At 68.2% G+C, this 14,677-nt stretch carries 17 protein-coding genes; 8 read left to right on the top strand and 9 right to left on the bottom strand.

What is annotated here, in order from left to right:
* Window positions 1-79 precede the first annotated feature (79 nt).
* On the top strand, window positions 80-718 hold the full coding sequence (locus NY1_RS30415; RefSeq protein WP_067720645.1) for a TetR/AcrR family transcriptional regulator: 639 nt from the start codon (window positions 80-82) through the stop codon (window positions 716-718).
* Window positions 700-1,020 carry a GroES family chaperonin gene (locus tag NY1_RS30410; protein WP_067720586.1) on the top strand — a complete coding sequence of 107 codons (321 nt, stop codon included), beginning with the start codon at window positions 700-702 and terminating at the stop codon, window positions 1,018-1,020. The genes NY1_RS30415 and NY1_RS30410 overlap by 19 nt, the downstream gene beginning before the upstream one ends.
* On the opposite strand, the gene NY1_RS30405 is transcribed toward NY1_RS30410, so the two are convergent.
* The 5 genes from NY1_RS30405 to NY1_RS30385 form a co-directional block, all read right to left on the bottom strand.
* Window positions 1,017-1,805 (bottom strand): SDR family NAD(P)-dependent oxidoreductase, encoded by a 789-nt coding sequence (locus tag NY1_RS30405; RefSeq protein WP_067720585.1) that lies wholly within the window; start codon window positions 1,803-1,805, stop codon window positions 1,017-1,019. The two genes, NY1_RS30410 and NY1_RS30405, sit on opposite strands and share 4 nt — an antisense overlap.
* 73 nt (window positions 1,806-1,878) lie before the next feature.
* Complete coding sequence (locus tag NY1_RS30400; protein ID WP_067720584.1) at window positions 1,879-2,454, bottom strand: TetR/AcrR family transcriptional regulator; 576 nt, start codon at window positions 2,452-2,454, stop codon at window positions 1,879-1,881.
* Window positions 2,455-2,560: 106 nt separating this feature from the next.
* A complete protein-coding gene (locus NY1_RS30395) occupies window positions 2,561-3,973 on the bottom strand; it encodes an NAD(P)(+) transhydrogenase (Re/Si-specific) subunit beta (protein ID WP_067720583.1) in 1,413 nt (470 codons plus the stop codon).
* Window positions 3,974-3,976: 3 nt separating this feature from the next.
* Window positions 3,977-4,294, bottom strand: a complete 318-nt coding sequence (locus NY1_RS30390; RefSeq protein WP_067720582.1) for an NAD(P) transhydrogenase subunit alpha part 2 — start codon at window positions 4,292-4,294, stop codon at window positions 3,977-3,979.
* Window positions 4,294-5,415 (bottom strand): Re/Si-specific NAD(P)(+) transhydrogenase subunit alpha, encoded by a 1,122-nt coding sequence (locus NY1_RS30385; RefSeq protein ID WP_067720581.1) that lies wholly within the window; start codon window positions 5,413-5,415, stop codon window positions 4,294-4,296. Before NY1_RS30385 ends, NY1_RS30390 begins: the two co-directional genes overlap by 1 nt.
* Window positions 5,416-5,745: 330 nt before the next feature.
* On the opposite strand from NY1_RS30385, the gene NY1_RS30380 reads away from it, so the two are divergent.
* From NY1_RS30380 to NY1_RS30370, 3 genes are read left to right on the top strand one after another with little or no spacing between them, the layout of a single operon-like run.
* Complete coding sequence (locus tag NY1_RS30380; RefSeq protein ID WP_067720580.1) at window positions 5,746-6,189, top strand: HIT family protein; 444 nt, start codon at window positions 5,746-5,748, stop codon at window positions 6,187-6,189.
* A gap of 17 nt (window positions 6,190-6,206) precedes the next feature.
* On the top strand, window positions 6,207-7,028 hold the full coding sequence (locus NY1_RS30375) for a maleylpyruvate isomerase N-terminal domain-containing protein (protein ID WP_067720579.1): 822 nt from the start codon (window positions 6,207-6,209) through the stop codon (window positions 7,026-7,028).
* A gap of 6 nt (window positions 7,029-7,034) precedes the next feature.
* Window positions 7,035-7,673 (top strand): Type 1 glutamine amidotransferase-like domain-containing protein, encoded by a 639-nt coding sequence (locus tag NY1_RS30370; protein ID WP_067720578.1) that lies wholly within the window; start codon window positions 7,035-7,037, stop codon window positions 7,671-7,673.
* 66 nt (window positions 7,674-7,739) lie between these two features.
* On the opposite strand, the gene NY1_RS30365 is transcribed toward NY1_RS30370, so the two are convergent.
* The gene (locus NY1_RS30365) at window positions 7,740-9,173 is read right to left on the bottom strand and encodes an MFS transporter (protein ID WP_067720577.1); all 1,434 of its coding nucleotides are present in this window, start codon (window positions 9,171-9,173) and stop codon (window positions 7,740-7,742) included.
* 80 nt (window positions 9,174-9,253) lie between these two features.
* Between NY1_RS30365 and NY1_RS30360 the strand changes: the two genes are divergently transcribed.
* A complete protein-coding gene (locus tag NY1_RS30360; protein ID WP_067720576.1) occupies window positions 9,254-9,796 on the top strand; it encodes a MarR family winged helix-turn-helix transcriptional regulator in 543 nt (180 codons plus the stop codon).
* A gap of 27 nt (window positions 9,797-9,823) precedes the next feature.
* Here the strand turns inward: NY1_RS30360 and NY1_RS30355 are convergent, their stop codons facing one another.
* Together NY1_RS30355 and NY1_RS30350 are read right to left on the bottom strand one after the other, a co-directional pair.
* A complete protein-coding gene (locus NY1_RS30355) occupies window positions 9,824-11,077 on the bottom strand; it encodes an MFS transporter (RefSeq protein ID WP_067720575.1) in 1,254 nt (417 codons plus the stop codon).
* A gap of 137 nt (window positions 11,078-11,214) precedes the next feature.
* Window positions 11,215-12,072, bottom strand: coding sequence for an NAD(P)H-binding protein (locus NY1_RS30350; protein WP_067720574.1), 858 nt, complete (start codon window positions 12,070-12,072; stop codon window positions 11,215-11,217).
* A gap of 74 nt (window positions 12,073-12,146) precedes the next feature.
* Here NY1_RS30350 and NY1_RS30345 point away from each other — a divergent pair, with 74 nt between their 5' ends.
* Both NY1_RS30345 and NY1_RS30340 read left to right on the top strand, forming a co-directional pair.
* Window positions 12,147-13,103: an AraC family transcriptional regulator gene (locus NY1_RS30345; RefSeq protein ID WP_067720573.1), complete on the top strand. Its 957-nt coding sequence runs from the start codon at window positions 12,147-12,149 to the stop codon at window positions 13,101-13,103.
* Between the two features lie 137 nt (window positions 13,104-13,240).
* Window positions 13,241-13,648 (top strand): acyl-CoA thioesterase, encoded by a 408-nt coding sequence (locus NY1_RS30340; protein ID WP_084535620.1) that lies wholly within the window; start codon window positions 13,241-13,243, stop codon window positions 13,646-13,648.
* Here NY1_RS30340 and NY1_RS30335 read toward each other — a convergent pair.
* On the bottom strand, window positions 13,645-14,677 hold a 1,033-nt coding region (locus NY1_RS30335; RefSeq protein ID WP_157762561.1), incomplete at its 5' end, for a dihydrolipoamide acetyltransferase family protein. The genes NY1_RS30340 and NY1_RS30335 overlap by 4 nt on opposite strands.

Here is a 14,677-nt window from a genome sequence, read left to right as displayed (position 1 = left end):
TTGTAACTAACCGGTTGGTTGTTGATATTCCACCCGCTCGCCCCGCTTGTCAACCAGTTGGTTGGTTAAGATGAACGGCATGGCCGGCACCCGCGATCCCGAAGCGACCAAAGCGCGCATCTTCGAGGCGGCGACCGCCGAATTCGCCGCCTACGGCATCGCCGGCGCCCGCGTGGACCGCATCGCCCGCACTGCCCAGGCCAACAAACAGCTCATCTACGCCTACTTCGGCGACAAGGAGAAGCTCTTCCACAAGGTCCTGGAACGGACCATGCTCGATGTCGCGGGCTCGGTCACCACCGAGATCGAGGACCTCGACACCTGGATCGACGAGCATCTCGACTACCACATCCAGAAGCCGGAATTCCTGCGCCTGCTCATGTGGGAGGCCCTCGAATTGGGCGCGGAGAAGGCCACCGCCGACGAACTGCGCTGCGGCCGCTATCTGGAGAAGCGCACCAAGGTCGAGGCCGCCCAGGCCAAGGGACTGATCCGCGACGATCTGCCCGCCGGCGTCATCCTGCTCCAGCTCATGAGCATCATCAACTACCCCATGGCGCTGCCGCAGGTTGCCCTGTTCACCCTGGACCAGGCCGCGACCATCGACCCGGAAACCCTGCGCGCCTGGACCAAGGACGCCATTCGCCGCCTGGTCGCCCCGCCCCCGCCCGCCCCTGATCCGCGCAGTACACTGCCGCGGTGTCCGATGCCAAGCTAGAGATCCAGATGCTGCACGACCGGGTCATGGTCAAGCTCAGCCCGGAAGTGGGCGAGCGGCGCAGCAGCGGCGGCATTCTCATCCCGGCCACCGCGCAGGTGGCCAAACGTCTGTCCTGGGGCGAGGTTTGCGGCGTCGGCGCGCACGTCCGCGCCGTCAGCGTCGGCGATCAGGTGCTCTTCAGCGCCGATGACCAGTTCGAGGTGGAAGTGGGCGCGCAGGCGTATTACGTACTGCGCGAACGTGATCTGCACGCCGTCGCCAACACCCACCCCGAACACGGCACCGGTCTCTACCTCTAGATGGTCTTGACGGTCCCGCCGTCGATGACGAAGTCCGCGCCGACGATATTGCCCGCGCGCGCCGAGGTCAGGAAGGTGACCAGCGCGGCCACCTCGTCGGACTCGGAGACCCGCCCGGAGGCGATGCCGAACTGGGCGGGCGCCGCGGCCAGGAACTCCTCCTGCGTAACGCCGTTCGCCGCCGCCAGTTTCGCGCCGATGCCGTCGGGCCCGTGCCAGATCGAGGTGGCGACCACGCCCGGCGAGACCGTGTTCACCCGTACCCCGGCGGGGCCGAACTCCTCGCTGAGCCGCTTGCTGAACGAGCTGAGCGCCGATTTGGCCTCGCTGTAGCCGACGGGTCCGACCGCCGGGATCCGTGAGTTGATGGACGCCACGTTCACCACCGCGCCCTTGCGCTCGATGAGGCTCGGCAGCGCCGCGCGGGTGGTGGAGACGACTCCGAACAGGTTGAGATCGAACATGTTTCGCCACTGCTCGTCGGAGATGTCGAGGAACCCGCCGAGTGTCAGCTTGTCCCCGTCGCCGCCGCCGACATTGTTGACGAGAATATCGAGCCCGCCGAGTTCCTCGAGCGCCCGCTCCACCGCCGACACCGCGCCCGCGGTCGTGCTGAGATCGGCGGAAACGGTTGCCGCCGCGACTTTTTCGAGCTCCGGGGTGATCGTGCGCGCGACGCCCGCCACGCGGACGCCCTCCGCCGCCAGCGCTTCGGCCACGGCCAGTCCGATGCCGCGGCTCGCTCCGGTGACCAGCGCCGTCTTGCCGCTCAATCCGAGATCCATGATGCGTACCTTTCTTGAACTACAGGTCAAAAACTAGGGCAGAAGAAAAGGCCGCCGGGTGCGGCCTTTCATGTCAGAGGGTGGACAGTGTGGTGTCGATGATCCGGTACAGGCTCTCGGCCTCCGATACCTTGGCGCTGATGCGAAGTCCGCCAATGGCATTGATCAGATACTCCGCGTACTCGCGCGCATCGAGATCGCCCCGGACGTCGCCGTCCCGCTGCCCCTGCGCGATGCGCGCCACGAACGCCTCGGTCATGTGGTCGTAGGCCTCCCGCACGGCCTTGGCGGCGGCCGGGTCCTGCCCCGCCATTTCCATGGCGGTATTCACCATCAGGCACCCGCGCCGGGCGGGAGCCTCCAGGTCGCGGTCCACCAGGAACCGCATCCAGGCGCGCAGCCGCTCCTTCGCGGTGCCCGGCTGGGACAGGACCTCCTGCACGAGTTCCACTCCGACCCGGTCGTACTTCGCCATCGCGAGATCGAACAACTCCCGCTTGCTCCCGAAAGCGTTGTACAGACTGCCTTTCCCGATGCCGGTGGCCTCGGCGAGCTGCGCCGGTGAGCAATTCGCGTACCCATGGGTCCAGAACGCCTCCATCGCCGCCTCCACCACGGAGTCGGTCTCGAAGTTGCGCGGCCTGCCCATGGGAACGAACCTACCCCGTTCTAGACCTTGAGGTCAAGAATTATGGGAAAGAAGCGGCCCGCGCCCTGGAAGGGACGCGGGCCGAATCATCTTGCGTGAGCCGCGCTTACAGCGCCTTCAGTTCCTCGGTGACCGCGCCGACGGACTTCTTGGCGTCGCCGAACAGCATGGAGGTGGTGTCGGCGTAGAAGAGCGGGTTGTCGATGCCGGCGAAGCCGGAGTTCATCGAGCGCTTGAGCACGATGACCGACTTGGCCTTGTCGACGTTCAGCACCGGCATGCCGTAGATCGGGGACGAGGAGTCCTCGCGGGCGGCCGGGTTGGTGACGTCGTTGGCGCCGATGACCAGGGCGACATCGGTGCGGTCGAATTCACCGTTGATGTCGTCCATTTCCTTCATGGCGTCGTAGGAGACCTCGGCCTCGGCCAGCAGCACGTTCATGTGGCCGGGCATACGGCCGGCGACCGGGTGGATGGCGTACTTGACCTCGACGCCCTTGGCTTCGAGCAGGGCCGCCATTTCCTTGACCGCGTGCTGGGCCTGGGCGACGGCCATGCCGTAACCCGGGACCACGATGACCTGGTTGGCGTAGGCCATCTGGATGGCCGCGTCGGCCGCGCTGGTGGCCTTGGCCTGCTTCTGCTCGCCGCCGGAAGCGCCGGGAGCGGTTCCGCCGCCGCCGAATCCACCGGCCACGATGGCGGGGATGGAGCGGTTCATGGCCTTGGCCATCAGGTTGGTCAGGATGGTGCCGGACGCGCCGACGATCATGCCGGCCACGATCATGGCGGTGTTGTTGAGCGCCAGGCCCGCCGCGGCGGCGGACAGACCGGTGAGGGCGTTCAGCAGCGAGATGACCACGGGCATGTCCGCGCCGCCGATGGGCAGCACGACCATCAGGCCGAGAATGCCGGCCAGGACCAGTACCAGGATCATCCAGTACTGCGGCACACCATCGTTGGTGGCGCCGATGCCGATCACCACGGCCGCCGCGATGGCGCCCGCGAACAGCAGCAGGTTCAGCGGCTGCTGCAGCTTGCCGATGCCGATCGGGCGGCCCGGCAGGGTCTCCTGCAGCTTCAGGAACGCGATGATCGAGCCCCAGAACGACACCGAGCCGATGATGGCCGCGAACAGCGAACCGATCACGATGTGCACCGACGGCTGCTCGTGCAGCGCGGAAAAGCCGTCGCTGTCGAGGAATTCGGCCCACGCGATGAGCGCCACGGTGCCACCGCCGACGCCGTTGAACGCGGCGACCAGCTGCGGCATGGCGGTCATCTTGGTGAACCGGGCCGGCGGCACGCCGAGCGCGATACCGACGATCAGACCGGCCGCGATGATGATCCAGTTGCTGGTGTCACGAATGGAGATGAAGGTCGCGATAACAGCGATCACCATGCCCGCCGCGGCGATCCAGTTGCCGCGCACTGCCGTCTTGGGACCGGTCAGTCCCATCAGGCCGTAGATGAACAGCGAGAAGGCGACGATGTAGAGAATATTGACCAGGTTGTCCATGGCTTACTTGCTCGCCTTCTCTTGCGCGGCAGGCTTCTTCGCCTTGAACATGCCCAGCATGCGGTCGGTCACCACGAAGCCGCCGATGACGTTCAGCGTGCCGAACACGACCGCGACGAACAGGATGATCTGCATGAGCACCGACGGGTGCTCGACCTTGCCGAAAACCACCAGCGCGCCCAGCACCACGATGCCGTGAATGGCGTTGGTGCCCGACATCAGCGGGGTGTGCAGGGTATTGGGGACCTTCGAGATGACGGCGAAGCCGACGAACCCGGACAGCACCAGGATCGCGATATTCGCCAGCAGTTCGGTGTACATCAGGCTTTCACCTCACGCGTGACGCAGGAGTCCGCCAGCACCTGATCGGAGAAATCGGGCGCCAGCGCACCGTCTTTCAGCATCAGTTCGAGCAGGGCGGCGATGTTCTTGGAGTACAGCTCGCTGGCGTGCTCCGGCATGGTGGCCGGGAGGTTCAGCGGCGAGGCGATGGTGACGCCGTGGCGCACAACGGTTTTGCCGGGTTCGGTCAGCTCGCAGTTGCCGCCGGTCTCGCCGGCGAGGTCCACGATCACGCTGCCGGGCTTCATGCCCTCGACGGCGGCGGCGGTGACCAGGCGCGGGGCCGGGCGGCCGGGGACGAGCGCGGTGGTGACCACCACGTCGAAGCCCTTGATGGCGTTCTCCAGCGCGACCTGCTGGGCGGCCTTCTCCTCGTCGGTGAGCTCGCGGGCGTACCCGCCCTCACCGGCGGCGTCGATGCCCAGATCCAGCCACTGCGCGCCCACGGAACGCACCTGGTCGGCGACCTCGGGCCGCACGTCGTAACCGGTGGTGCGGCCGCCGAGGCGCTTGGCGGTGGCCAGGGCCTGCAGGCCCGCGACGCCCACGCCCAGCACCAGCACGGTGGCCGGCTTCACGGTGCCCGCGGCGGTGGTCAGCATGGGGAAGAAGCGAGTGGATTCGCTGGCGGCCAGCAGCACGGCCTTGTAGCCCGCCACGTTCGCCTGCGAGGACAGCGCGTCCATGACCTGGGCGCGCGAGATGCGCGGAATCGCCTCCACGGCGAAGGCCTGCACGCCCGCGTCCTTCAGCGCGCCGATCTTGTTGTCGGCATTGCGGGGCGCGAGGAAGCCGATCAGCGTCTGCCCGGAGTGCAGCTTGGCGATCTCGGCATCGTTCGGCGGGGCGACCTTGACGACGACCTCGGCGCTCCACGGATCGCCCAGCGTCGCACCGGCTTCGGTGTACGCCTCGTCCGGAATCAGTGCGCCCAGACCGGCACCGGCTTCGACGACCACTTCCACACCCTGCTTGAGCAGGGCCGGAATGATCTTCGGCACCAATGCGACGCGTCGTTCGTCCGGGTTCGTCTCACGAACCACGCCGACGCGCGCACCGCGGGGCGCAGCAGCCGTCTGTGCGCTCTGCGTTGTGTCCACTTGTCAAACTTCCTTCTCGTGGTGAGCCCAGGCCACCCTGGTTCTGCTTGATGGGCCGCGTCACCGGTCCAACGATGGGCCGAACTTACTCTTGAGTAAGTTCGTGAGAATTCTCGCTACTGTACCTGGTCCGCGGTGAGGATAGCGGAGATGGACATCACATAGTGGAACGAAATTTCTCCACATCTCAATGCTCGGACACCGCCCGTGCCGGCCACAAGTACCAACGAAAATGTGCGATACCAACCGGAAGGTGTGTATGCAGCTGGGGCCCTAGGGGGATTGCCTCCGGGGTGTCGCGTATCACTCTTACGCCGTAATGTCTGCAGCGTGAGCGGCTGCATCTTCTGCCGGATCGTGGCGGGCACCGCGCCCGCCACCAAGATCCACGAGGACGACATCCTGATGGCGTTCCTCGACATCCGTCCCATCACGCGCGGGCACACCCTGGTTATCCCCAAGTGGCACGCCACCGATCTGGACGAGCTGAATCCCGCGCTCGGTGCACAGCTGTTCGCTTTCGGGCACCGGCTCGCCAAGGCCATGCGGCGCAGCGATCTGGCCGCCGACGGCGCCAATCTGTTGATCAACGACGGCAAGGCGGCCTTCCAGACCGTGCATCACGTGCATCTGCACGTGGTACCCAGGCAGAAGGGCGACACCCTGACCTTCGCCAAGGGTTTCGTCCTGCGCCGGCCGCACGATCGCGAGGCGACGGCGGCCGCTATCCGAACCGGTTTGGACCGGCTCGCCGCCGAAGAAAAGGCTGTCTAGATGAAAGAAGCGAGCGCATGACCGACACGGTGCCCGACCACGCCGTCATTACCGCCGCCTTATCCGACCAGTGGGACGCGCTCACCCGGCTAGTGGACGGCCTGGATGAAAAGGGCTGGCGCACACCCTCGGCGCTGCCGGGCTGGACCGTGTTCGATGTGCTCGCGCATATCGTCGGCACCGAATCGCTGCTGCTCGGCGAGCCCGCGCCGGATCTGGACGTGAGCGGATTCGGGCACGTGCGCAATGACATCGGCGCGCTGAACGAGAAGTGGATCCAGGCGCTGCGGCCGCTCGCCGGGGCGCAATTGCTGGACCGGTTTCTCGAGGTCACCGGGCGGCGGTTGAAGGCGCTGCGCGAGATCGCCCCGGCGGATTGGGCCGGGCTGGTGCCGACCCCGGTGGGGATGGCCCCGTACGGGCGGTTCATGCGCATCCGGCTGTTCGACTGCTGGATGCACGAGCACGATATCGCCGATGGCCTGCGCGTCTCCGTCGACGAAGGCGGGCAGCGCGGCGAGCTCGCGTTCGAGGAACTGCTGCCCGCGCTGGGCCGCGCGGTGGTCAAGGGCGCGAAGGCGGCCGACGGCTCGCGCATCACCCTCGAGGTGACCGGTCCGGTAGTGCGCGCCGTGCACATCGCGGTGGCGGGCGGCCGGGCTGACCTGGTCGAAACCCTGGACGCTCCGGCCACACTCGTGCTCACCCTCGGCTCGGATCTGTTCGCCCGTCTGCGTGGCGGCCGCACCACCGCCGACGCCCATCCCGGCGAATACACCGTCACCGGCGACACCGATCTCGGCGAGCGCCTGGTGCGCGCGCTGGCCTTCACCATCTGAGTCCCGGTGCGACTCTTCCTGTCCAGCTACCGTTTCGGCGCGCACCAGCAGCGGCTGCTGTCCCTGGTCGGCACGCCCGGCCGGGTCGCGGTCATCGCCAACGCCTGTGACGCCTGGCCCTCGGCCTGGCAGAGCGCGGTCACCAGCGATCTGGTGCCGCTGCGCCGCTTGGGTTTTCAGCCCGAGGTGCTCGACCTGCGCGAATATGTGGATCGCCCGGACGAGGTCGCCGCGGCGCTCGCCGGTTTCCCCATGGTCTGGGTGCGCGGCGGCAATACCTTCGTGCTGCGCGCCCAGCTGGCCCGCAGCGGCGCCGATCTCGCCCTGACCCGCCTGCTCGCCGACGATGCCCTGGTCTACGCCGGCTACAGCGCCGGCGCCTGCGTGCTCACCCCGGACCTGCACGGCATCGAGACCATGGACGATCCGGCGGAGGTCCGCACCGCCTGCGGCATCGAACCGCGCTGGGACGGACTGGGTCTGGTGGACCGCCCCATCGTCCCGCACCTGGACTCACCCACCGACCCGGACGGCCTGTCCCGGAAACTGGTGCGCGCCTACATCGCCGCGGGCACCCCGCACTGGGCGCTGACCGACGATCACGTGGTGGTCGTGGACGGCGAACGCCTGGAAGTCCTCACCTGAACGAAACCGGCCCCACCGCGGTACGCGGTGGGGCCGGAATCCTCTTTGCTCCGAAGGAGCGTCAGCTCATTCGCCCTTGTGACGCAGGCCGTGGCCGACGGCGACGGCCGCGGTCAGGAACGCGCCGACCGACAGGATCGCGAAGCTCGCCACGTAGGCGTTCACCGAAGGCACCTTGGTGCCCGCGATCAGATGCGCGGACAGGATCGACGCGGTCACCGCACCGGCGATGGAACCACCCGCCGTACGCACCAGCGAGTTGATGCCCGAGGCGATACCGCTCTCGCTCATCGGCACGTGCTGCACCGCCAGGGTGCCCAAAGCCGCGTAGCCGATACCGAATCCGGTGCCCTGCAGGATCTGCGAGATCACCATGTCGTACCCGTGATCGTGCGAGATCGCCAGCCACGCCATGGAAGCGCCCGCGAACGCCGCGCCGATGGCCAGCGTGTAGGCCGGTCCGATCTTGGCCGCGATGCGCCCGGTCCGGAAGGAGAAGAACGTCATCAGCGCCGCGCTCGGAATACCGTAGAGACCCACGGCCAGCACCGATCCCGACAACCCGTACCCGACCTTGTCGGCCGGGGTCTGGATGAAGTTCGAGATCAGCGTGAACGACCCGAACATGGCGAAACCGAGCAGCGCCGACGCCACGTTCGCCGACAGCGACTGCGGCCCGACCAGCAGCGGCAACCGCACCAGCGGCTGGGAAACCTTGAGCTCCACCAGCACCCACACCACGGTGAGCACGGCGGCGGCCACGAACAGCCCGATCACCGAGCTGGAACCCCAGCCCCAGCGCGGCCCTTCGCTGATGCCGAGCAGCAGGCACACCAGCAATCCGGCCAGCAGCGCCGCGCCGATGAAGTCGGGCTTGCCGCCGTGCCGCACGCCATTGTTCTTGGCGCTCACCTGGATCAGCACGGTGGCGACGACGCCGAGGCCCGCGGTCAGCCAGAAGACGGGGTGCGGATTCTGGGTGTGATCGGCGATGAGGCCGGTCGCGAGCAGGCCGACGGTGCCGCCGACGCCCATGGTGCCCGACACCACGCCGATGGCCCCGACCAGGCGCTCCGGCGGGAAGGTATCGCGAATGATGCCGATGGCCAGCGGAATCATGGCCGCCGAGATGCCCTGCAGCGCGCGGCCCACGATGTAGACGCCGAGCGTGGTGGCGAAGGCGCAGATCACCGAGCCGAGAATGAGCACGCCCATGGCGGTCATGACCATCGGCTTCTTGCCGTACATGTCGCCGAAGCGGGACAGCAGGGGAGTGCAGACCGCGCCGGTGAGCAGCGAGGCGGTGAACAGCCAGGTGACGCCGGAGACGTCGGTGTGCAGCTGGACGATCATCCGCGGCAGCAGCGGGATGACGACGGTCTGTTGCAGCGAGACGACCAGGCCGGCCGCGCAGAGAGCGAGCAGAGTCAGGCCGAGGTGGGCCTGCGAGCGGTCGTCGGGTTTCGTGCCGACGGCCTGACCGACTGAGGTCGTTGTCATGGGAGCGCTGATCCTTACGGTTTACTTTCCCTTTGGATTACTTACCAAAATTAAGTAAATGGGTTTCGTAAGATAACCACATGCCGCCCCCGGAAGCCATCTCCGTGCCCGAAGTTGACGCAGGTCACATCGTGGAACTGGAACGCGCGCTGGCGCGAGTCGCCTACCTGCTGACCCGCGTCCGCCGCCACGACCGCGCCATGACGCAGTGCGGAATCACCATGGACCGGGCCAGCGTGCCGCTGCTGCGCCTGCTCGCCGACGCCGAGGAACCCATGCGCCTCGGCGAACTCGCCACCCGCCTCGATGTGGAGGCTCCGCACGTGAGCCGGCAGATCCAGCGCCTCGAGAAGGCGGGCTACGTCGAACGCGTCGCCGACCCCGACGACCGCCGCGCCCAGCGCGTGAAGCCGACCGAACGGGGCCGCACGGCCGTGGACGCGGTGCGGGAAGTCTTGCGCGGCTGGATGGCCGACGCCCTCGCCGACTGGACCACCGAGGACCTGCAAGCCCTCGCCATCCTCAATCACCGCATGGTCGACGCCTTCCTCGACCACGCCGAAAGCATCGGCGACTTCGTCCCGGGCGCCCGCGACCGCCGCCCGGCCGGTACCGACCGCTGAAATCGGGCGGTCGGCCGAGACCGGGAACTACTGGCGCGAAACCGTTTTCGCGGGTTCGACCGAGCGCGCCAGCCATGCGCACAGCAGCAGGCCGGCGCAGGGCACGAGCATGGTGGTGGTGAGCGGGACGAGTTTGTTGAGCCAGCCGATGATGGCCGGGCCCGCGAGAAGGCCCACGTAGCCGAGGCCGAACACGCGTGACATGTCGGTGGCGGCGGTGGCCGAACCGAGATTTCCGGCGGCGGTGAAGACTTGCGGTACGCCACCGGAGAGGCCGATGCCGCAGAGCGCCCAGCCGAGAATGGACAGGGGCGTCCAGGCCGAGACCAGCACGATCGCGAAACCCGCTGCGGCCAGCAGGGTTCCGTAACGCACGATCGCTACGCGGCCGAAGCGCCCGCTGACCCGGTCCGCGACGAAACGGCCGAGGGTCATGGTCAGGGAGAAGGCCGCGAATCCCAGTCCGGCGGTACCGGCGTCCGCGCCGAGCCGGTCGCGCAGTTGCAGCGCGCTCCAGTCCGCCGCCACGCCTTCGGCCATCAGCAGGATGAACGCGATAACGCCCAGCAGCAGCACTTTTCGCGTGAGTCCCGAGCCGGAGCCGGGCACCGGCGCTGCGTCCACATGCGTGTCGAGTGGCGGGTTCGGGGGCGTGCCGGGGGAGGGAGTCTCGGCCGGGGCTTCCGGGGAATTCGTGAGCGCGGCGGCGCGGTGCGGCAGCAGGTGCGGCACGCTGAGCGCCACCACCGCGAGGCCGGCGGCCCCCGCCAGCGCGAAGGTCAGATGGATGTTCCACCCCGCGCGCTGGGCGGCCGCGCCCACGACGGAACCGGCGAAGCCGCCGCAGGAGAAGAAGGCGTGGAAGGCCGACATGATGGGCCGGGGATAGGCGCGTTCCACATGGACGGCCTGGGCGTTCATCGAGACGTCCAGGGCCCCGTTGCCGAAACCCCAGGCGGCCAAGGCGATTGCCAGGGTGAGCGGCGAGCCGGCGAAGCCGGGGCCGAGCAGCGCCAGCGACATCTCGGTGGCGGCCAAGGCGGTCAGCGCGCGACTGCCCAGCCGGTCCGCCAAGGGACCGGCGGTCTGCATCCCGGCGATGGCGGCCGCCGCCATCAGCAGGATGAGCATCCCAAGGGTGGTGTGGGATACCCCGGTGCGCTCGGTGACGGCCGGGATGTGGACGATCCAGATGGCCGCCAGCATTCCATTCAGGCCGAACACCGCGAACAGGGCGAGTCGCGCTTTTCGGATCGGAGGAGCGGGCGTCGCGGCGGCCATCGGCACGACGCTACCGAAGATCGGTGGCTCCTCGTCACCCCCTGCCGGTGCGGCGGCGTCGACGCGCCCGATCGGGGATCCGAATCCTGTGACTTCCAAGCTCTTTCGTATTCATTGTATGCCCGGGCACCGACAGATTAAGCCGGCGCTGTGACCGACCAGACACCGGAAAACGCCACGTCGCGGGCATAGTCCGCGAAGTCCCGGGGCGCGCGGCCGAGGGCCCGGAACACCCCGTCGGACAGGTGCGAATTGCGGCCGTCGAGCACCGTGCCGAAGAGATAGTCGAGCAGGCTCACCTCGTCGCCGGGCACGCCGTAGGAGGTCAGCGCGGCCACGAAATCGGTGCGGGACAGCGGAACGAAGGCGATCTCGCGTCCGGCGGCGGCCGCGATCTCGGCGGTCGCCGCGGCGAAAGTCAGTGCGCGCGGCCCGGTCAGCTCGTAGACCTCGCCGGTGTGCCCGGCCTCGGTCAGCGCCGCCACCGCCACGTCGGCGATATCGTCGGCATCGACGAAGGGCTCCGGTATGTCACCGGACGGCATGGCCACCTCACCCGCCAGGATGTAGTCGGTGAACGCGCCCTCGCTGAAGTTCTGGGCGAAGAATGCGCACCGCACCACGGTCCACTCCAGCCCCGAATCCCGCACGATCCCTTCGCATTCCAGCGCCTCGGGTTCGCCGCGCCCGGACAGCAGCACCAGCCGGCGCACCCCGGCGGCGACCGCGGCGGTGCACAGCGCCTTGATATCGGCGGGCGCGCCCGGCACCGCCAGATCGGGTTGGTAGGCGATGTAGACGGCGTCGACACCCGCCAGCGCGGCGGCCCAGCCGTTCCGGTCCTGCCAGTCGAACGGGATTGCCGCCGAGCGCGACCCGTGCCGCACCGGCACGCCCAGCGCCGTCAACCGGCTCACGATCCGGCTACCGGTCTTGCCCGTGGCGCCCAGCACCAGAACGGTATTTTCGCTGCTCACAATGTCTTTGATCGTCATGTGACAAGTACATCCCGAATACTCGAGACGAAACATGGTTGAGAAGCGCGCTCGCATTTGCCATCGTCTTCGGTATGGATGCGCTGGCCAGCCTGCTCGAAGGTCCACGCGCGCGGGCGGCATTCGTCATGCGCTCATCGTTCGATCCGCCCTGGTCCCTGCGGATCCGGGACGAAGCGCCGCTGACCCTGGTGGCGGTGGTGCGCGGCGGCGGCTGGGTAGTGCCGGACCCCAAGAACGGCAAGCCGGTCGCGCCGCGCCAGTTGCGCGCCGGCGATATCGCGATCTTCCGCGGGCCCGATCACTACACCATGTCCGATGATCCGGGCACGCTGCCGCAGGTGATCATCCACCCGGGTCAGGTCACCACCACCCCCGAGGGCGAAGTGCTGTGCGAGACCCTGAGCCTGGGCGTGCGCAGCTGGGGCACCAGCGCCGACGCCCAGACCGTGCTGGTCACCGGCACCTACGAGCAGGAGTGCGCGGCCAGCCGCCGACTATTGCGCGCACTGCCGCCCATCGCCGTGCTGAATCGCGGCGATATCGACAATCGGGTACTGGATCTGCTGGTCGACGAGGCCGCCAAGGATCTGCCCGCCCAGGGCGCCATGCTCGACCGCCTGCTGGATCTGCTGCTGATCGCCTCGCTGCGCGCCTGGTTCTCCCGCGACGACGCCCCCGCCTGGTATCACGCCTACGGTGATCCGCTGGTCGGCAAGGCCCTGCGCCTCATGCAGCACAATCCGGCGCACGGCTGGACGGTCGCGCTGCTGGCCACCGAGGTGGGCGTTTCGCGCGCCGCGCTGGCCCGGCGTTTCACCGAACTCGTCGGCGAGCCGCCCATGGCGTTCCTCACCGATTGGCGGCTGGCGCTGGCCGCGGATCTGCTGCACGAATCCGACGCCACCCTGGAGTCCATCGCCCGCCGGGTCGGGTACGGCAGCGCGTTCGCCCTGAGCACGGCGTTCAAACGCCATTACGGTGTCAGCCCGCGCGATCATCGCAATGGCGCGGACCAGCGCTCGGCCTGATCTTGTGCCCGGCGTACAGCCCGCGCCCCGGGTATTGGACGCCCGCACCAAAAAAGCGGCCCGCCCGCGCCGGGGCCCGGGCCGCCGCTAGAGTCCGGCTGGTGACTCAGGATTCGGGATACCCGGTGCTCTGGCCCATGCCGACGCGCTGGGCGGACAACGACCACTACGGGCACGTCAACAACGTGACGTACTACTCGTACTTCGATACCGCCGTGAATGCGTTCCTGATTCACGCCAGCGGCACCGATATCCGCGACCTACCCGCGATCGGCGTGGTGGCCCAGACGTCCTGCAAGTTCGTCGGCTCGGTCAGCTTCCCGGATCAACTACGCGTGGGCATCCGGGTGGCGCGGCTGGGCAACTCCAGCATCAGCTACGAGCTCGCCATCTTCCGGCTCGACGGCGTGGATCTGGAGCTGGCCGCGACCGGCACCTTCGTGCACGTCTACGTGGACGAGACGACGCGCAAGCCGGTGCCGATCCCGGATGTGATCCGCGATGCCGTCGAACCGCTGGTCGTGACGGCGGCCGCCGACGGCTAGACCCGGCCGAGCAGGGTGAGCGGATCCTCCAGCAGCGCCGCGATATTCGCCAGGAACCGCGCACCCTGTTCGCCGTCGATCAGCCGGTGATCGAAGCTCAAACCGAGCGTGGTCACCCACCGCACCGCCAATTCGTCGCGATGCACCCACGGCTTCTTGCGGATCGAGCCCAGGCACAGGATCGCCGCCTCGCCCGGATTCACCAGGGGCACACCGGCATCCACGCCGAACACCCCGACATTGCTGATGGTGAACGTGCCGCCGGTGAGGTCCGCCGGCGTGGCGGTCCCGGCCCGCGCCACCTCCGCCGCCTTGCCGATCTCCGCGCACAGATCCCGCAGGCTCAGCGCCTGCGCCTCTTTGAGATTCGGCACCAGCAGCCCCCGCTCGGTCGCCACCGCGATCCCCAGATTCACGTAATGTTTGGTGACGATCTGCTGATTCGCCTCGTCCCAATACGCGTTCAGCTCCGGAAACTCACTGAGCGCCACCAGCGTCGCCTTCGCCACCAGCGCCAGCGGCGTGAGCGTCAGCCCCGCGAACGAGGTCGTCGCCCGCAGATGATCCAGCAATTCCATCGACCCGGTGAAGTCCGTCGTCACGAACGCACTCGCCTGCGGAATGTGCTGCGCGCTCGCCACCATGGCCGCCGCCGTCCGCTTGCGAACGCCCGCGATCGGCGTACGCGTCTCGCGCTCACCGGAATTCGCCCGCTCGCCGATCCCGCGCGCCGGATTGATCGGGGGCGCAGTGTGAATGGGAATGTGGTCGGCGCGCGGCTGCGGTCGCGCGCCTGCCAAATCCTCCACCCGGACCGCACCGGCGGGCCCCGAACCGGGGATGGTGCCCAGATCCACGCCCATCTCGCGGGCGAGTCGGCGCGCGGCCGGGGTCGCGGCCGGTCGTACCGAATCGGCTTCGCGTGCAGCCGAACTCGTGTCGGTGGCGAAGCCCGCTCCGGCCGTCGCGGAGTCGCTTGCCGCCCCGGCGCCGCCGATCTCCGGCGTGTCGGCCGTTCGGCCGGTGTCC

The sequence above is a fragment of the Nocardia yamanashiensis NBRC 100130 genome (assembly GCF_001613325.1).
Lineage (GTDB): Bacteria > Actinomycetota > Actinomycetes > Mycobacteriales > Mycobacteriaceae > Nocardia > Nocardia yamanashiensis.
This window is presented reverse-complemented; position numbering and strand designations above follow the sequence as displayed.

Coding starts and splice junctions, on each gene's coding strand:
- NY1_RS30405 (WP_067720585.1), bottom strand. CDS start 1,805: ATGGATCTCGGATTGAGCGGCAAGACGGCGCTGGTCACCGGAGCGAGC.
- NY1_RS30395 (WP_067720583.1), bottom strand. CDS start 3,973: ATGGACAACCTGGTCAATATTCTCTACATCGTCGCCTTCTCGCTGTTC.
- NY1_RS30360 (WP_067720576.1), top strand. CDS start 9,254: ATGCCGCCCCCGGAAGCCATCTCCGTGCCCGAAGTTGACGCAGGTCAC.
- NY1_RS30375 (WP_067720579.1), top strand. CDS start 6,207: ATGACCGACACGGTGCCCGACCACGCCGTCATTACCGCCGCCTTATCC.
- NY1_RS30340 (WP_084535620.1), top strand. CDS start 13,241: ATGCCGACGCGCTGGGCGGACAACGACCACTACGGGCACGTCAACAAC.
- NY1_RS30415 (WP_067720645.1), top strand. CDS start 80: ATGGCCGGCACCCGCGATCCCGAAGCGACCAAAGCGCGCATCTTCGAG.
- NY1_RS30345 (WP_067720573.1), top strand. CDS start 12,147: ATGGATGCGCTGGCCAGCCTGCTCGAAGGTCCACGCGCGCGGGCGGCA.
- NY1_RS30400 (WP_067720584.1), bottom strand. CDS start 2,454: ATGGGCAGGCCGCGCAACTTCGAGACCGACTCCGTGGTGGAGGCGGCG.
- NY1_RS30350 (WP_067720574.1), bottom strand. CDS start 12,072: ATGACGATCAAAGACATTGTGAGCAGCGAAAATACCGTTCTGGTGCTG.
- NY1_RS30390 (WP_067720582.1), bottom strand. CDS start 4,294: ATGTACACCGAACTGCTGGCGAATATCGCGATCCTGGTGCTGTCCGGG.
- NY1_RS30365 (WP_067720577.1), bottom strand. CDS start 9,173: ATGACAACGACCTCAGTCGGTCAGGCCGTCGGCACGAAACCCGACGAC.
- NY1_RS30355 (WP_067720575.1), bottom strand. CDS start 11,077: ATGGCCGCCGCGACGCCCGCTCCTCCGATCCGAAAAGCGCGACTCGCC.